The sequence below is a fragment of the Ideonella azotifigens genome, assembly GCF_021043325.1.
GTDB classification, from domain to species: domain Bacteria; phylum Pseudomonadota; class Gammaproteobacteria; order Burkholderiales; family Burkholderiaceae_C; genus Ideonella; species Ideonella azotifigens.
Genome location: NZ_JAJNKD010000001.1, coordinates 521,413 through 536,561, shown reverse-complemented (window position 1 = coordinate 536,561; position 15,149 = coordinate 521,413). Strand labels below are relative to the sequence as shown.

14 protein-coding genes are annotated in these 15,149 nt (G+C 68.9%); 7 read left to right on the top strand and 7 right to left on the bottom strand.

Annotated features, from left to right (window positions below):
• Positions 1-112 precede the first annotated feature (112 nt).
• Entirely contained in the window at positions 113-286 is a 174-nt protein-coding gene (locus tag LRH25_RS02460) for a hypothetical protein (protein WP_170201035.1), read from the top strand.
• A gap of 121 nt (positions 287-407) precedes the next feature.
• On the opposite strand, the gene LRH25_RS02455 is transcribed toward LRH25_RS02460, so the two are convergent.
• The 3 genes from LRH25_RS02455 to LRH25_RS02445 all read right to left on the bottom strand — a co-directional run bounded on the left by LRH25_RS02455 (position 408) and on the right by LRH25_RS02445 (position 3,864).
• Positions 408-740, bottom strand: a complete 333-nt coding sequence (locus tag LRH25_RS02455; RefSeq protein ID WP_141290070.1) for a type 2 periplasmic-binding domain-containing protein — start codon at positions 738-740, stop codon at positions 408-410.
• A 154-nt stretch (positions 741-894) separates the two neighbouring features.
• Positions 895-2,169, bottom strand: a complete 1,275-nt coding sequence (locus LRH25_RS02450) for a S1C family serine protease (protein WP_141290071.1) — start codon at positions 2,167-2,169, stop codon at positions 895-897.
• 549 nt (positions 2,170-2,718) lie between these two features.
• Entirely contained in the window at positions 2,719-3,864 is a 1,146-nt protein-coding gene (locus LRH25_RS02445; protein ID WP_231010108.1) for a DSD1 family PLP-dependent enzyme, read from the bottom strand.
• A 125-nt stretch (positions 3,865-3,989) separates the two neighbouring features.
• On the opposite strand from LRH25_RS02445, the gene LRH25_RS02440 reads away from it, so the two are divergent.
• Entirely contained in the window at positions 3,990-7,109 is a 3,120-nt protein-coding gene (locus tag LRH25_RS02440) for a sensor histidine kinase (RefSeq protein ID WP_231010107.1), read from the top strand.
• A 76-nt stretch (positions 7,110-7,185) separates the two neighbouring features.
• Here the strand turns inward: LRH25_RS02440 and LRH25_RS02435 are convergent, their stop codons facing one another.
• Genes LRH25_RS02435 through LRH25_RS02420 form a run of 4 tightly spaced genes read right to left on the bottom strand, consistent with a single transcriptional unit; the run spans position 7,186 to position 10,215 of the window.
• Positions 7,186-7,995: a rhomboid family intramembrane serine protease gene (locus tag LRH25_RS02435; protein ID WP_141288531.1), complete on the bottom strand. Its 810-nt coding sequence runs from the start codon at positions 7,993-7,995 to the stop codon at positions 7,186-7,188.
• The gene (locus LRH25_RS02430) at positions 7,992-8,558 is read right to left on the bottom strand and encodes a tyrosine-protein phosphatase (protein ID WP_141288532.1); all 567 of its coding nucleotides are present in this window, start codon (positions 8,556-8,558) and stop codon (positions 7,992-7,994) included. Before LRH25_RS02430 ends, LRH25_RS02435 begins: the two co-directional genes overlap by 4 nt.
• The gene (locus LRH25_RS02425) at positions 8,555-9,052 is read right to left on the bottom strand and encodes a hypothetical protein (RefSeq protein ID WP_141288533.1); all 498 of its coding nucleotides are present in this window, start codon (positions 9,050-9,052) and stop codon (positions 8,555-8,557) included. The genes LRH25_RS02430 and LRH25_RS02425 overlap by 4 nt, the downstream gene beginning before the upstream one ends.
• A complete protein-coding gene (locus LRH25_RS02420) occupies positions 9,049-10,215 on the bottom strand; it encodes an MGDG synthase family glycosyltransferase (RefSeq protein ID WP_231010106.1) in 1,167 nt (388 codons plus the stop codon). Before LRH25_RS02420 ends, LRH25_RS02425 begins: the two co-directional genes overlap by 4 nt.
• 118 nt (positions 10,216-10,333) lie before the next feature.
• Between LRH25_RS02420 and LRH25_RS02415 the strand changes: the two genes are divergently transcribed.
• From LRH25_RS02415 to LRH25_RS02395, 5 genes are all read left to right on the top strand, one after another.
• Positions 10,334-10,627, top strand: coding sequence for a nucleotidyltransferase family protein (locus LRH25_RS02415; protein ID WP_141291836.1), 294 nt, complete (start codon positions 10,334-10,336; stop codon positions 10,625-10,627).
• A gap of 317 nt (positions 10,628-10,944) precedes the next feature.
• Positions 10,945-11,691 (top strand): DUF3348 family protein, encoded by a 747-nt coding sequence (locus LRH25_RS02410; RefSeq protein WP_231010105.1) that lies wholly within the window; start codon positions 10,945-10,947, stop codon positions 11,689-11,691.
• Between the two features lie 10 nt (positions 11,692-11,701).
• Positions 11,702-13,933 (top strand): DUF802 domain-containing protein, encoded by a 2,232-nt coding sequence (locus LRH25_RS02405; RefSeq protein WP_231010104.1) that lies wholly within the window; start codon positions 11,702-11,704, stop codon positions 13,931-13,933.
• Positions 13,933-14,589, top strand: a complete 657-nt coding sequence (locus LRH25_RS02400) for an OmpA family protein (RefSeq protein WP_231010103.1) — start codon at positions 13,933-13,935, stop codon at positions 14,587-14,589. The genes LRH25_RS02405 and LRH25_RS02400 overlap by 1 nt, the downstream gene beginning before the upstream one ends.
• A complete protein-coding gene (locus tag LRH25_RS02395) occupies positions 14,586-15,134 on the top strand; it encodes a DUF2894 domain-containing protein (RefSeq protein WP_231010102.1) in 549 nt (182 codons plus the stop codon). Before LRH25_RS02400 ends, LRH25_RS02395 begins: the two co-directional genes overlap by 4 nt.
• Positions 15,135-15,149: the final 15 nt, after the last annotated feature.

Here is a 15,149-nt window from a genome sequence, read left to right as displayed (position 1 = left end):
GTAGGTCGGGCCCTACGCCAGCCTCCGCGCTTGGCTGATGCGCGGCCAGGGAGCGGGCCCCTAAAGTGCAATCCACGCCGTGCCCTGCCCCCGGCGTTCAAAGGAGTTCCCCATGTCGTTTGCAATCTTCCTGATCGGGCTCGTGCTGCTGGTGGCCGGCGTGGCCTGGGGCATGGTCGCAGTGGGCATTGCGCCGCTGTACATCGGCATCACCTGCCTGATCGTGCTGGGCATCGGCATCATGTCGGCCGTCTCGCGCACACGAACCAAGGACGTGTCGAGCTGACCCCTGCTCAAACCGGGAGCACGGCAAGGAAAACGCCACAGCCACAAGGACTTGGCGCCGCTGGTCACGGCTTGGACACAAGCTTGTCCACAGCGGCTGTGGACGGTGGTTGCCGCTTTTTTCAGCGTGTGGCGGCGTCCATCCCGGCAAAAATCTCGACCGCCCAATCCACGAACACACGCAGCTTGGCATTCAGCTGGCGATTGCCGGGATAGACCAGGTGCAGCGGCGTGAGCGGGCGGCTCCAGTCCGCCAGCACCTCGCGCAATTGCCCGCTCTGCAGGTAGGGCGCGGCCCTGTAGCCGACCACGCCATGTCCAGCCAGCGCTCGCGGTGCAGCGGCGGCCGGCAGCAGCTCGGACGGATGCTTCGGCGTGCCACGCGCCTGCAGGTACCGCGGGCTGAACCCGCGCCCATGCGGATGCAGCCTCGGGGCTGCGCCCGCGCGGGCCACGCTTTCGTCCGTCGATTTCGGTGCTCAATCCCGGGGCACCGCAAGCAAAGCCCAGCGGCGACAAGGACTTGGCGCCGCTGGGCACCGCTTGGGCACATGGTTGTCCACAGTGGCTGTGGATGGGATCCGATGCCACGCCGCTGAGGGAGCTGCCTCAGTTCAAGGGCGCATCGAATATCAGCGCCAGACGCTCTGCTGCATCCCGCAGGGGCACGAAAAACGCCAGGCCGGATGCGCTGTTCAGCTTGAAGGTGGTGATGCCCACTGCATTGCCCGCAGCATCGAGCAGCGGACCGCCGCTGTTGCCGGGATTGACGGCCACGTCGCTCTGGTAGAAGCGGACGCCCTCAGACTCACGCACGCCGCTGAGCACGCCACGCGTGAACGTGCCAGCCAGCTTCTGCGAGAGTGGCGTGCCGATGGCGTAGACATCCTCGCCGACAGCAGGGTCCGCAAGCCGCAGGCTCAGCGAAGGAACCGCGACGGACTCGGTCTTCAACAAGGCCACGTCACGCGGGCCATCCTCGCGGACCAGTTCCCCAACAACCTCCTTGCCATCGTCCAACTTGATCTTTACGTACTTGGATTGCCCCACCACGTGCTTGTTCGTCAGCACGTAGCCATCGGACACATAAAAGCCGGTACCCGACCCCTTGTCGCTCAAGATGGTCACGACGGCGGTGCGCAATCGAGCAGCATTGGTCTGCGTGCCACCCAGTTGGACACGACTTGCTGGCAGGTGCATCGGCGACAAAGTCACCGGCGGCAGCGCTGGCAGGTTGCCTGAGAAGATGGCCTTTGCGTCCGCGTCAGTCAACAGGTCGCGCAGGTTGCGACCGAACGCGCGCAACATGAAGTCGCGCCCCGTGATGTTCTCGAAGCCAGGGATGCGCTCCGCAGAAGACACCGTCTTGCTGAAGACGACGCGCTGCTGTCGTGTCGAAAAAAGGTCCCACTTGATCGTGAGCTCAATCACACCCTTGCGACCGCTTGGATATGTACATTCCGAATCGTTGAAATTGGAGATCACACCGCCGACTCGAAAATCGGCATCGGAGGGTTGCGACGTGTCGAACGCAGACACTTCGGTTGAAGAACCGGTCAATCCTTGGGCCTTCAACTCGATTTTGAAAGCTGCTTCCGCAAAGCCACTGACCACCGACTCAAAGCGATCTGAAGCATGTTGGTCACCATTGTTGAAGCAGAAAAACCCGCCTTCCAAATGCCCGATCTTTTCACCCGGAACAATCTTCGACCGAAGCTTGGCGAATTCGATCTTCGGTGTTGCGGCAGCCTTGGCGGGCTCAGCCGGGGACGACGGCGCAGTCGAGGCGTCTGCTGTTGGATCCGCCGCAGTCGCAAAGCCGCTAGCTACCGTGGATAGGATCGCAACAAACAAGGCTGGCGCGAGCAGACGATTTGAGGTCATGGTTTCTCCTTGAGCCCTCGCCGGGCTCCGCAAAAATTTTGAGACTGGCGCGTCCGGCAATCAAAAGAGGGTGCGCGGCAATCGGGTAAACGGGGTCAGCAAGTCTCTCCCGCGTTGCCGCAGAGAGTTGCCAATGAACGCGGGCCGTGAATATGAAACTTGCCCGACTGTCCCTCGGTGACAACCTGGTCGGAGGGTGCAGCACCGATGCTCGACATCGCTGCGGGGCAAGACTACGACCAGCCGCCGTCACAGGCGACCACCAACATCGGCAAGCCAAGTAGCCATGCCACGGGCGCTTCTTCATTTCGACTCCCTCAAGGCCCGTGGCACGCATGGTGCGGGGCACTCCCTTTTGAATGACAAATCCACGTGGCGCGACCCGTGTTTTTATGGTCGGTTTGGAAAGCGCGACGGAATCTAGCATCCGCGCGATGGCGCTATCTCAGGCTCTCTTCCCCTTACTTGGGGGATCGCGGTCTGAAATTTAACAAATCGCGAACTACTTCACGACTCTTAACACTAACCGCCGGCAGCAAATCGGCTTGGTCAGCTCACGCAACCCCGCGCATCCACCGCCCACACCGTCTCGACCACCCCGTCGCTCAAGCCCCCGCGCACAGCGACAAGGTGGTCGTGCAAATTGACCGTTGGGTCGCAGTGCCCCGGCACCAGCCAGACGATGTCGCCGAGCTGCGGCAGCACATCCGCGCTGGCATGCGGCGCGGGATGCAGGATGCCGTGTTCGTCGCCGCCGTTGGTGACGGTCAGGTCGCTGCGCTGCCAGACCGTTGGCAGGCCGCTGTCGATGGCGTAGGTCTTGTGGCCAGCGTCGACGACGGCGTGGGCCTCGCCGCGGCTGATGACCTGGCTTTTGATGAACAGTGCCTGCTCGAAGACCGGGGCGCCGGGGGCGGGTTGGTTCTCGGCGTAGTCGCGGTCCATGAAGAGGTAGCTGCCGGCTTGCAGTTCGCCCCACAGGCCGCTGGCGGCTTCGAAGGTGAAGCTGCCGGTGCCGGCACCGGTGACGAGCGGGCAATGGATGCCGGCGGCTGTGACCGTGGCCTGTGCGGCGCGGGCCAGTGAGGCGGCGTGGTGGATCGCGGCCTCGCGCTCGGCGGCGCTGCGCAGGTGTTGCGCGCGGCCGTGATAGGCCTGCAGGCCGGCGAAGCGCAGGCCTGCAGAAGCGTGCGCGACGACCTGCTGCGCCAGCGCGCCGGCGGCAGTCGGCGCCACGCCGCAGCGGCCCTGGCCGACATCGACCTCGACGAACACGTCGATCTGGCTGCCGGCAGACTGCATGGCCAGCGCCAGCCGCTCGACGCCGAGCTTCGAGTCGACGGCGATGGCCAGCGTCACCCGGCCGGCGAGTTCGGCCACCCGGGTGAGCTTCGCCGGGTCGATGACCTCGTTGCTGATGAACAGGTCCGTGATGCCGGCCGCCGCCAGCGCTTCGGCCTCGGAGAGCTTCTGCACGCACACGCCGACCGCCCCTGCGGCGATCTGCAGCTTGGCAATGGCGGCGCACTTGTGCATCTTCGCGTGCGGCCGCAGGCGCAGGCGGTGCTGGCGCGCGAAATCGGCCATGCGCTGCAGGTTGCGCTGCATCGCGTCGAGGTCCACGACCAGGGCGGGCGTGAGCAGGGCGGCGATGTTGTCGCCGGGTGCGGGTGGGGTGCAGGGATGCTTGTTCATGCGTCGTTCGGACAGTGCTTTGCCAGCAGTGTGGCAGGCCTTTCGCGGCATTGGGGACAATGCAGCCTCGGCGCGCTGGCGCTGGCCTTGCCCTGCAAGCATTCACTGCTTTTCGACTGAACCTCTTGACTCCACGCCCCGGCATTGGCCGCCTGCTGTACTTGACAGCCTTCCTGCTGGCACTGGCATGCAGCAGCTTCGCGGCGCGTGCGACGGCGCCGCCGCTGAGCGAGTTCATGCACATCTCGCGCACGGTGACCGACGGGGCGCCGGCCGACATCTGGACGCTCGCGCAGTCGCCGACCGGCTCGCTGTGGCTGGGCACCGGCCTGGGCCTGTACCGCTTCGACGGCGCCCGCTTCGACCGCTACCCGCTGCGCGAGGGCCAACGGCTGCGCTCGACCAACATCAACGCCCTGAAGGTGCTGCCCAACGGGGACATCTGGCTCGGCCTCTACACCGGCGGGGTGGTTCGCCTGCGCGACGGCATGGTGACGGCCTACGACCAGGCGCAAGGCATGCCGGCCGGCCGCGTGCTGCGCATCGTGACCACGCCCGACGGCGCGCTGTGGGCGGCCGCTGGCGAGGGCCTGGCGCGTTTCGACGGCCAGCGCTGGCAGCGCATCGGCAGTGACTGGGGCTTTCCTGACGACGGCGCCGACGGCCTGCTGACCGACCACCGCGGCGTGCTGTGGGTGACCACATCCAACACCTTGTTCTACCTGAAACCGGGCGAGCGCCAGTTCAGGCCCACCGGTGAGTGGCTGATCCACGAGCCGGTGATGGCCGAGGACCGCGCCGGGCGGCTCTGGGTCTCGGAGCCCGCAGGAGGCACGCGGCCGCTGCCGGACTACGCGCAAGGCGCACCGCTGTCGTCTGCGCTGGCCCAGGCCACCGCCACCCATGCGGCGCTGCCTGCCAACCCGTTCCTCCGTGTCAAGCAGATGCTGTTCGCGCGCGACGGCAGCATGTGGATGACCGAGTCCGGCGCCGGCGTGCGGCGGCTGCGCGACCCGTCGGCCGTGCCCACCGGCCAACGCCTCGCGCCGCAGGACTCCGAACTGTTCTCCGGGCCGGACGGCCTGGCGTCCGAGGTGGTGGTGCCGCTGCTGGAGGACGGCGACGGCGACATCTGGGTCGGCACGAACTACGGCCTGGAGAGCTTTCGGCACATGCGGCTGCACCCTGTGGCCGCCTTCTCGCAGGGCGTGCCGGGCCGCCTGGCCGTCACGCCCTCGGGCAGCGGTGTGCTGGTCGCCAATCGCAACCAGACCTTGTGGCTGGACCCGCCCAACCCGCCTCAGGTGCGCAATGAGCGGCACGGCGCGCACGCGATGATGCAGGCCCCCGATGGCGCGCTGTGGGTGCTTGACGACACCATGACCCGGCTCCATGGCGGACAGCGCCAGCTCGTCGACTTCACGTCGGTCGCCAGCAGCGTCTCTGAGCGAGCCTTTGCCCCCGACCATGCGGGCGGCGCCTGGGTCTCGCTGGTCGGCAAGGGCGTCTACCACGTCGCGCCGAACAGCGTGCAGCGCGAACAGCGCATCGACAATGGCGGCTCGCCACCGACGGCGATCACCGTGGCCGACAACGGCGACACCTGGTTCGGCTTCGATGACGAGGTGGTGCAGCTGGCCGGCGGCACACTGCGCCGCTACGGCAACGCCGACGGGCTGTTGACCGGCCGCACCACGGCGATTCACGTCGGCCGCGATGCGATCTTCGTGGCCGGTGAGTCCGGCTTCGCGCGCTTCGACGGCCGGCGTTTTTCGACCGTCTCGGCCGAGCGCGACGATGCCTTCGGCCATGTCTCCGGCATTGCCGAGACGCGCGACGGCGACCTGTGGCTGAACGGTGCGCGCGGTGTGGTGCAGGTCAAGCCGGCCGACCTGCCGGCGATGTTCGAGCAGCAGCCGCCCCGCCTGAATTACCGCCTGCTGGACTGGCACGAGGGCCTGCCTGGCATTGCCCAGCAGGCGCCGCTGCAGTCCACGCTGGTGCGGGACGCGCAGGACCGGCTGTGGTTCGCGACCAACCACGGCCTGGCCTGGCTGGACCCGGCCGAGCTGCCGCGCAACATACGGTCGCCGACAGTGGAGATCCAGCAGCTGCGGGTGGGAGACGTGCCCCATGCACCGGTGCCGGACCTGCAACTGCCGGCCGGCACGCGCAACCTGGCGATCCGCTACACCGCGCTGACGCTGGCCGTGGCCGACCGCGCGCGCTTCCGCTACCGGCTGGATGGCGTGGACAACGACTGGCAGGAGGCCGGCACGCGACACGAAGCCACCTACGCGAACCTGGCGGACGGGCACTACCGCTTCCGCGTCGTGGCGGCCAACGGGGACGGCGTGTGGAACCCGCAGGAGACGACGCTGGACTTCCGCATTGCGCCGACCTGGCAGCAGAGCCGGCTGTTCGCGCTGGCCTGCGGCGTGGCGCTGCTGCTGGTCACGGGTGGGCTCTACCTGCTGCGCGCGCGGGCGATCGCCCTGCGCGTGCGGCGCGAGCTGCAGGTGCGCCACAGCGAGCGCGAGCGCATCGCCCGCGAGCTGCACGACACCTTGCTGCAGAGCACGCAGGGCCTGATCGTCAACGTGCAGGGCCTGGCCTCGACGCTGCCGGCCGATGCGCCGGTGCGGCAGCAGATCGAGACGCTGCTGGACAAGGCCGACGACGTGGTGCTCGAAGCCCGCGAGCGGGTGCGCGACCTGCGCAGCCCGCAGGTCGACGGCACCGAGCTGGCCCAGGCGCTGGAGGCGCTGGGCCGCGTGCTGGGCTCGGGCTCGGCTGCGCGCCTGCGCGTCACCACCCAGGGCCAGCCGCGGGCGCTGCAGCGCAAGGTGCTGGACGAGCTGTACTGCATTGCCCGTGAAGGTCTGCTGAACGCCTACCGGCATGCAAATGCCAACCAGATCACGCTGGTGATCGCCTACGGCAGCGACGGGCTGCTGCTGTGCGTCTGCGACGACGGCATCGGCCTCAGCCCGCAGGTGCGGGACCGTGGTGCCGCCGACGGCCACTGGGGGCTGGCCGGCATGCATGAACGCGCCGCACTGATAGGCGCCCGCCTGACGCTGGCCAGCGAAGTGCCCACCGGCACCCGCATCGAAGTGCGGGTGCCCGCGCTGCTGGCCTACGAGGAGCCCGGCTTCGGCCACTGGCTGGCACCGCGATGGCTGCGCCGCCGCCGGGCCAGGCAGCAACTGCACAAAACCCGGGCACCCCAGACAAAAGCCTGACGCGACCGGCACTTGGCGCCACTGGGCACGGCTTTGACACAGGCTTGTCCACAGCCGCTGTGGACATCGCCAGGCCTCATTCGGCGGGCGCTGACTGCTCGAAATCGCCGCGCGCCTGCTGCAGCGGCTGCCAGTCCGCCAGGTGCAGCAAGGTCCAGCTGCTGCCCCAGCCTGCCAGCAGCGCCACCGCCAGCCGCAGCAACAGCGCCAGGCCCTGCGAGCGCAGGTTGCCGGCGGACGCCACCAGTGCGCCCATCAGGCCACCGGCGAGCAGCCCGCCCACGTGCGCGGACTGGTCCACGCCGCTGATCAGGCTGCCGGCCACCAGGTTGATCAACACCACTTGTCCCAGCGCCCTGCCAAAGCCGGCGCCCAGCCGCGACGGCTCGCGCTGCAATTTTTGCCAGGCCAGCGAGGACAGCAGCGCGCCGCACAAGGCCATGATCCCGCCCGACGCACCCGCGCTGACGACCATCCACTGCGCAGGATGGCCGCCCTGCACATACTCGCGCAGCAGATGCCAGCCGAACCAGCCGCTGCTGGCGCAACTGGCCGCCCAGCCGCCGGCCAGGAAAACCAGCAGCAGGCCGCTGCGGCCGAGCTGGCGCTGGGCGGCAGGGCCCAGCAGCCACAGCATGTACATGTTCATCGCCAGGTGCAGCAGCCCGCCGTGCAGGAAGACGCTGGCACCCAGCCGCCACAGGTCGCCGGTCAGGCTCAGCAAGGCCAGGTTGCCGCCCCAGGCCAGCATCTCCTGCGGCGAGCGCTCGATCCAGGACTGGCCGGACAAGGCCTGCACCAGGTACAGCACGACGTTGAGCAGCACCAGCGCGGCGGTGGTCAGGCCCACGCGCTGCAGGGCCGAGGGTGAAGAGGCAGTGGTCATGGCGTGGTCGCAGGTTCAAGCAGGGCCTGGCGCAGCGCGGCCACGTCCAGCCGGTCCAGGTAGCGCGGGATGTTGCGCCACAGCGTGTGGTAACCGTAGCCGCCGCGGAACATCTCGTGGCGGGCGGCGTCCTTGTCCCAGCCTTGCAGCACCATGCGGTAGGCTGCGGCGACGACACCGGTGCGGTCAGCGCCATGCCAGCAGTGGACCAGCACCGGGCCACGCTGTTCGGCGGCGCGGATCGCGCGCAGCGCCTGCAGCACCTTCTCGTCGTCGATGGCCCAGGTGTCGATGGGCACGCGGACCTGGCCGATGCCGCTGCCGGCCAGCGCACGCTCGTCGCTGTTGAAGGAGCGGAAACTGACGACCGTGCGGATGCCCAATGCGTGCAGTGCCGGCAGGTCGTTGCGCCGGGGCTGGGCGCTGCGGTACAGCGTGGGCGTGATGCGGTGCAGGTTGGCCAGCGCATGCGGCTGGCCGGTCAGCGGATCGGCCCAGTCTTCCGGCCGCACGCCGGGCACCGCGTAGTGCTTCTGCTTGGTCCGCCGGGATTCGCGCTTCATGTCCCGCCCTCGCGGCGCGGCCGGTGGCGCAGCGCGACGATCAGCGCGGCGCCACCCAGGCCGACCCAGTAATCCGTTGGCGCAAACAGCAGCCAGTGCTTGTGCCAGGGCACGTGGGCCGGGTTGAACTGCTGCCAGCCATAGGCAGGGTTCAGCACGAACCACAACCAGTCCTCGACGATCCAGAACGTCATCAGGCCGGCCAGCGCCAACGCGGCGTCTCGCCAGCCGAAGCGGCCATTGAAGGCCAGCGGCATGAAGAACACCAGCGCCATGAAGCTGAAGACCCAGGCGTGGTAGCCGGTCATCGCGCGGCCGCCCCAGAAGATGTCCAGCAGCCAGTGCGACTCGACGCGCCAGGTCGGCAGCGCCGCGGCCCAGCCGGCCGGGCCTTCAATCTGCACCTCTACGTTGGCAAAGAAGAACGCCACCACCAGCACCCACAGCAGGTAGACCACGGTACGGCGCAACCCAGTCTCTTCGCGCCCGCTCATCGTCCCAGCACCTGTTCCAGCACGCGGCGCGCCGCCTGCGGCTTGCCCAGTGCGTGGCTGGCGGCGGCCATCTGCCCGAGCTTGTCAGGCATGGCCATCAGCCGCGCCACCTTGTAGCCCAGGCCGATCGCGTCATAGGCCAGCCACGCGGCCCCCTCTTCGAGCAGGAAGCCGGCGTTGTGCTCTTCCTGGCCGGGGATGGGCGACACCAGCAGCATGGGCTTGCCCAGCGCCAGGCATTCGGAGATGGTCAGCCCGCCGGGCTTGGTGACCACCAGGTCGGCCGCGGCCATCAGCCGCTCCATCTCCTGCGTGAAGCCGATGGCGACCAGCCGCCCCGGCACGCGCTGCGCCAGCGCCTGCAGCGCCGCGTGCGCCGCCGCGTTGCGGCCGGCCACGGCAATCACCTGGAAGTCGCAGCCCGGGCCTTGCAGCGCCAGCACCTGCTCGACCATGCTGGGCAGGTCGCCCACGCCGGCGCCGCCCGAAGCCATCAGGATCACGCGGCGCACAGGGTCCAGCCCGAGGCGGGTGACGTTGGCACTGCGCGCCAATTCAGGTGCCTCAGGTTGAGAGAAGCCGGGCATGACCGGGATGCCGGTGACATGGATGCGGTCCGCTGGCAGGCCACGCTCGCGCATCCGGAAAGCCACCTCCTCGGTCGCCGCGAGGTAGCCGGCCATGCCGGGCACCAGCCACATGTTGTGCAGGTCGTAGTCGGTGACCTGCAGCCAGATCGGCGCGTCCAGCCGGCCCTTCTGCTGCTCGCGCATCAGCAGCTCGGCTGGCAGGAAATGGGTGCAGACGATGGCTTTTGGCCGCGCCTTGCACACCTCGCGCAGCAGGTCCCCGGCGCTGACGCGCTCGATGGCCCGCCGCAGCCGCTGCGAGGTGGCGCTGTGCGGCGTCTCGTCGGTCTTCTGGTGCAGGTAGGACCACAGCTCCGGTGCACGGTTGACGAGCTGGATGTACCAGTCGGTGTAGACCTTGCGGAAGCCGGCGGCGACATGCGCCATCGCGTCCACATGGGTGGCGCTGCAGGCTGGCTGCAGCGTGGCCGCCGCAGCGGCCAGCGCCTGCGCGGCCCGCACATGGCCGTTGCCGGCGCTCACGCTGAGGATCAACAGGTCCTGGGGTGTCGAGGTGCTCGGTGTCTGGTTCATCAAGTTGCTTGGCGCACGCGCCGCTGGCGCCCTCGCTGCGGGCTGTGCGGGGGATTGTGACGGGCTCCATGCCGTGGATTTGCGCAGACTGTTCCGGCGGCCCTATGATCAGCGCACCATGAAGCCCTCGCAACTGCTTGAACTTCACCGTGAAGCCTTGCGCATCCTTGTTGCCAAACAAGCCCGCCTGCGCAACCTCCGTGTATTCGGCTCCGTCGCCAGCGGGAAAGACACCGAAGCCAGCGACATCGACTTCCTGATCGAACCGCTGGATGGCGCCTCGCTCTATGACCTGGCTGGTCTGCACGTCGAGCTGGAAGAACTGCTGGGCGTGAAAGTTGACCTTGTGACCCCCAGAGGCCTGCCGAAACGCTCCCGTGACCGCATCATCAGCGAAGCCCTGCCGGTATGAATCAGCCCAGGCTGCTTGTAATGTGGACCTGAGCATCGTGTGGCACACCTGCCATCCTTGCGCAAGGTGCTCGCCCCGCTGAGAGCCACAGCACAGAAGATCGAGCCGCGCTGCGACGAAGACGGCTAGTCAACGCGGAAAGCACCTTGGCGACGCCGCGGCACGGCACGGCCTTGAGCTTGACCAACAGGTTCATCCCCTCGACGCCCAGCCTTGCAACCCGGCGTCGCGAAGGAGCAGCCTGGCCCCGGTCTGGCCGCTGTCGGTAAAATCCGACGTTTTTTCGATTGGGAACCTTGAACGGCAGCAAGGCGCAAGTGACGCGCCGCCCCCTGGTGACCGGCTCGGCGTTGGTGCGCCTGCTGGCCGCGCTGACAGACGCCGCGGACGTGCCGGCCTCGAAGGCAGCCTTCGCCGAGCGCCTGAGCGGCTGGGTGGACTGGCGTGACGCGATTTCGCTGTCTGCCGCCTTGAATAGCGCGCCCGCGGTGGCGCCAACACCCCCCCCCCGAACCCGCGCCCTGCCGCCCGCCACTGCGGCGGAGCGCGAATACCGCCGCGTGCGGGCCGAGCTGACGACCCTCGTCGAACAGGCCCCCGCCGGCAAGACCGAGCCCCGCCCGTTGAACCCGACCGCTGCCGCCAAGCGCGCCGCCCCAGAGGCCGCCGCGCTCGACTTCCCGTCCTACCGCCAGCGCTACCTCGCCGCGCAGCAGGCCATGGACGCGCAGATCAGCACGCTGCGCGAGCGCCTGCAGGCGGCCCTGGCCACCCAGTCGCCCGAGATGGCCAGGCTGGCAGCGCTGGACGTGGCGATGGCACCCATCATCGGCGCGCAGGAGCAGGCGCTGCTGGCCAGCCTGCCCGCTTCGCTGGGCGTGCATTTCGAGCGCCTGCGCCGCGCGCAGGCCGCCGAGGCCACTTTGCAGACCGAGCCCGAAGCCACGCCGTCCACCGCGTGGCTGGACCATTTTTGCCAGGACATGCGCGCGCTGCTGCTCGCCGAACTGGACCACCGCATGCAACCGCTGGAAGGGCTGCTCGCCGCCCTTCGCGGCTCGTGAACAGATTGCCATGAACAGATTCCTTCGCCTCGCCACCTTCGCTGCCGGCCTGGCCGTGGTCGGCTGGATTGCCGCCGGCTACCTTGGCACCAGCCTGCTGGCACTGGCCGTCACCGTGCTGATCGCTGCGTTCTTCCTGATGGGCGCGCTGGAGCTGCAGCGCTTCGAGCAGGCGACCGCCGGGCTGGCGCAAGCGCTGGCCGAAATGCCAGCGCCACTGCCCGAACTGCGCCCCTGGCTGGACCGCGTGCCGGCCGCGCTGCAGCCCGCCGTGCGCCGCCGCATCGACGGCGAATCGGCTGGCCTGCCCGGCCCGGCAATGGCGCCTTACCTCGCGGGTCTCCTGGTGCTGCTGGGCATGCTGGGCACCTTCCTCGGCATGGTACTGACGCTGCGTGGCACCGGCAGCGCGCTGGCCGGTGCGGCAGACCTGGCCGCCGTGCGCGACTCGCTGGCCGCGCCGGTGCAAGGCCTGGGCTTGGCCTTTGGCACCTCGGTGGCCGGCGTGGCTGCTTCGGCTGCGCTGGGGCTGATGTCGGCACTCGGCCGCCGTGAGCGAGTGCAGGTGGCGCAGCTGCTGGACACGAAGATTGCGGACAGCCTGCACGTGTTCTCCAAGGCCCGCGCACGGAACATCGAACGCGACAGCCACCGCGAGCAGACGCTGGCACTGCTGCAGCGCCAGACCGAGCAGATGCCGGCGCTGGTCGAACAGCTGCAGGCCCTGATGGCCACGCTGGCGCGCCAGGCCGAGCAGTCCAACACCCAGCTGCTGGCCAGCCAGGAACGCTTCCAGGCCCAGGCCGGCACGGCCTATGCCAGCCTCGCGGCTTCGGTCGACAAGACCTTGAAGGACAGCCTCACCGCCAGCGCCCGCGCGGCCGGCGACACGATCCAGCCCGTGGTCGAAGCCACGCTGGCCGGCATTGCCCAGGAGACCCGCGCGCTGCATGCCACGCTGGCGGGCTCGCTGCAGCAGCAGCTGGACCAGCTCTCGGCCCGTTTCGAAGCCAGCAGCAGCCGCGTGGCCGACACCTGGCAGGCGGCGCTGGGCCAGCACGAGCGCAGCAGCCAGGGCCTGAGCGAGGCGCTTGGTGCCTCGCTGACCCGCTTCGCCGACACCTTCGAGCAGCGCTCCGCATCGCTGCTGGACACCGTGGGCCAGCACCAGGCCGCATCCCAGCAGGCGCTGGCTGACGCGATGGCCGAGCTGGCGCGCGACAGCAGCGCCTTGCAGGAACGCCTGGCCAGCACTGCCACCGAGCAGATCAGCAGCGTGACCGCGCGGCTGGACGACACCGCACAGCGCGTGACCGACGGCTGGCAGGCAGCGTTGGCCCAACACCAGCGGGCCAGCGAACAGGCCGCGCACAGCACGCAGCAGGCCCTGAGCACCGCCGCGGCCAGCTTCGAGCAGCATGCCGCCTCGCTGCTGCAGACCGCCAGCCAGGCGCATGACCAGCTGCAGTCCGCCTCGGCCACGCAGGACCAGCAGCGCCTGGCCGCAATGACGCAGGCGCTGGAACAGATGGCCGCTTCGCTGCGCGCGGAATGGCAGGCGGCCGGCGCGCAGACGCTGGCGCAGCAGGCGCGCATCTGCGAGACGATGGAACGCACCGCGCGCGAAATCACCACGCAGGCCGAGACCCACGCCGCCAGCACCATCGCCGAGATCGGCCAGCTGATGCAGGCCGCGGCCGAGGCGCCGCGCGCCGCCGCCGAGGTGATTGGCGAGCTGCGCCAGAAGCTGTCCGACAGCATGGCGCGCGACAACGCGCTGCTGGAGGAACGCGCGCAGGTGCTGGAGACGCTGGGCACGCTGCTCACCGCCGTGAACCAGGCCGCGACCGAACAACACGGCGCGATCGATGCGCTGGTCGAACAGTCCGCCGGAATGTTGGCGCGCGTGGGCGAGCAGTTCGGCGCGCAGGTCGAAACCCAGTCTGCGCAACTGACCGAAGCCGCGGCGCAACTCACCGGCAGCGCCGCCGAGGTCGGCAGCCTGGGCGAGGCCTTTGGCACCGGCGTGCAGCTGTTCAGCGACTCGAACGAGAAGCTGGTCTCGCAGTTGCAGCGCATCGAAGGCGCCTTGAGCAAGTCGCTCTCGCGCAGTGACGAGCAACTGGCCTATTACGTGGCCCAGGCGCGCGAGGTGATCGACCTGAGCATGCTGTCGCAAAAGCAGATCATCGAGGAACTGCAACGCGTGTCCGGCAACCTGGCCAGCGCGGAAGCCGCTTGATGACGAGCGACGAACTGGAGATGGACGCGGGCGTCGAGGCATCTGCGCCGGTTTGGGCGGTCTTCGGCGACCTGATGGCCGGCCTGCTGGGCGCGTTTGTGCTGATCCTGCTGTTCGCGCTGGCTTCGCAGCTGGAGCTGGCCGCGCGGCTGGAAATGGAGGTCAAGCAGCGCCAGCTGGAAACCCAGCGCCGCACCGAGCTCGAGCGCGCGCTGGCGGTGCCGCTGGCAGCCGGCCGCGTCACGCTGGACCATGGCCGCATCGGCATTTCCGGCAGCGTGCTGTTCGGCTTCAACTCGGCCGAGCTGCAGCCCGAAGGCCGGCAGCTGCTGAAGAGCCTGGCGGCGCCGCTGGCGACCTATCTGCAGTCGCGCGACGAAGCGCTGATGGTCAGCGGCTTCACCGACGACCGCCTGATGCGCGGCGGCAAGAACCAGGTATTTGCCGACAACTGGGAACTCTCGGCCCAGCGCGCGCTGACCGTCACACGCACCCTCATCGAAGAAGGCGTGCCGGCTTCGGCGGTGTTCGCCGCCGCCTTCGGCGCCCAACAGCCGGTGGCCTCGAACGACAGCGCCGAAGGCCGTGCAAAAAACCGCCGCGTGGAGATGGCGCCCACGCCCAAGCCCTCGCGCGAGGCCGCCCCGTCGCCATGAACGACAGGCTGCAGGCCCTGCAGGCGCGCGGCGCGGCGCGGCTGTTGCCGGTGCGATGGCAGTTGCTGCAGTCGCTGGCCCGGCGCGCCGCCATGCATCAAGGCGCTGCGCGGCGCGTGCTGGACGAGAAGCTGGCCCGGCAGCTCGCAGCCTGTGAAGACGAACTCGAGACACGACTGGCTGCGGAAACCGGGGCCACGCCAAAGCCGATGCCCAGCCCGTTCAAGGCCTTGATGGCCGGCATGACCGAGCCCGCGCAGATGGCCCTGCCGGCCAATGCGCCAACATCCGCCCGCACCGCGCCTGGCGAGCTGAAGGCCATGCAGCTGTTCAAGCGCACCTGGTCCCGGCTCAGTGCCGAGCAGCGCCTGGCGCAGTCGCTGGCCTCGCTGCCGGACAACGCCGGCCCGCTGAACTCGCAGCACCTGGTGCACCGCTCGCTGCACCTGATGCGCGAACTCTCGCCGGCCTACCTCGAGCATTTCATTGCGCATGCGGATGCGCTGCTGTGGCTGGACCGGGTGAACATCAGCAACGGCCGTTAAGCGCGGGCCAAATGC

Bases quoted from the DNA above. Each gene is read 5' to 3' on its own strand.
- LRH25_RS02460 (WP_170201035.1), top strand. From the start codon at position 113: ATGTCGTTTGCAATCTTCCTGATCGGGCTCGTGCTGCTGGTGGCCGGC.
- LRH25_RS02450 (WP_141290071.1), bottom strand. From the start codon at position 2,169: ATGACCTCAAATCGTCTGCTCGCGCCAGCCTTGTTTGTTGCGATCCTA.
- LRH25_RS02445 (WP_231010108.1), bottom strand. From the start codon at position 3,864: ATGAACAAGCATCCCTGCACCCCACCCGCACCCGGCGACAACATCGCC.
- LRH25_RS02435 (WP_141288531.1), bottom strand. From the start codon at position 7,995: ATGACCACTGCCTCTTCACCCTCGGCCCTGCAGCGCGTGGGCCTGACC.
- LRH25_RS02430 (WP_141288532.1), bottom strand. From the start codon at position 8,558: ATGAAGCGCGAATCCCGGCGGACCAAGCAGAAGCACTACGCGGTGCCC.
- LRH25_RS02425 (WP_141288533.1), bottom strand. From the start codon at position 9,052: ATGAGCGGGCGCGAAGAGACTGGGTTGCGCCGTACCGTGGTCTACCTG.
- LRH25_RS02420 (WP_231010106.1), bottom strand. From the start codon at position 10,215: ATGAACCAGACACCGAGCACCTCGACACCCCAGGACCTGTTGATCCTC.
- LRH25_RS02415 (WP_141291836.1), top strand. From the start codon at position 10,334: ATGAAGCCCTCGCAACTGCTTGAACTTCACCGTGAAGCCTTGCGCATC.
- LRH25_RS02405 (WP_231010104.1), top strand. From the start codon at position 11,702: ATGAACAGATTCCTTCGCCTCGCCACCTTCGCTGCCGGCCTGGCCGTG.
- LRH25_RS02400 (WP_231010103.1), top strand. From the start codon at position 13,933: ATGACGAGCGACGAACTGGAGATGGACGCGGGCGTCGAGGCATCTGCG.
- LRH25_RS02395 (WP_231010102.1), top strand. From the start codon at position 14,586: ATGAACGACAGGCTGCAGGCCCTGCAGGCGCGCGGCGCGGCGCGGCTG.